The 367-nt window shown below is 59.1% G+C and carries 2 protein-coding genes; one reads left to right on the top strand and one right to left on the bottom strand.

Annotated features, from left to right (window positions below; genetic code table 11):
• On the top strand, positions 1-233 hold a 233-nt coding region (locus RMT89_RS41610; RefSeq protein ID WP_315888951.1), incomplete at its 5' end, for a hypothetical protein.
• On the opposite strand, the gene RMT89_RS46235 is transcribed toward RMT89_RS41610, so the two are convergent.
• Positions 230-358: a hypothetical protein gene (locus RMT89_RS46235; RefSeq protein ID WP_399498892.1), complete on the bottom strand. Its 129-nt coding sequence runs from the start codon at positions 356-358 to the stop codon at positions 230-232. The genes RMT89_RS41610 and RMT89_RS46235 overlap by 4 nt on opposite strands.
• Positions 359-367 lie beyond the last annotated feature (9 nt).

The raw sequence follows: 367 nt of genomic DNA, 5'->3' as shown, positions 1-367 counted from the left end.
GGCAGAAGTTGATGCGCGTATTCGAGACCGTCATCGACAGGGGTATCCGTGAAGGGGCCTTTGTGGATCAGCCCGTGCAGGTTTCGTCAGCCTGCATCGTCGGTTCTCTGTTCGAGGCGCTCGTTGGCCCAATCGCCCGCATCAATGACATGTCTGAAGCCGATCAATTGGCCCAGGTCGAAGCGATTGCGGACTTTTGCGTGCGGGCGGTGGTTGGAACGGCCAGAGCCTAACCGCGCGACGCCATGAAGACGCCCACCGCAGCGATTGCCACACCCATCAGCGTGATTGCTGACAATTGTTCGCCGAACATGGACCAACCGATAAGAGCCGTGCTCGCCGGGGTCAGGAAAAACAGGCTCGAAAC

It is taken from the genome of Streptomyces sp. P17 (assembly GCF_032436805.1).
In the GTDB taxonomy this organism is placed as follows: Bacteria; Actinomycetota; Actinomycetes; order Streptomycetales; family Streptomycetaceae; genus Streptomyces.
The sequence above is the reverse complement of the archived record's forward strand: the minus strand, read 5'-3'. Positions and strand labels throughout refer to the sequence as shown.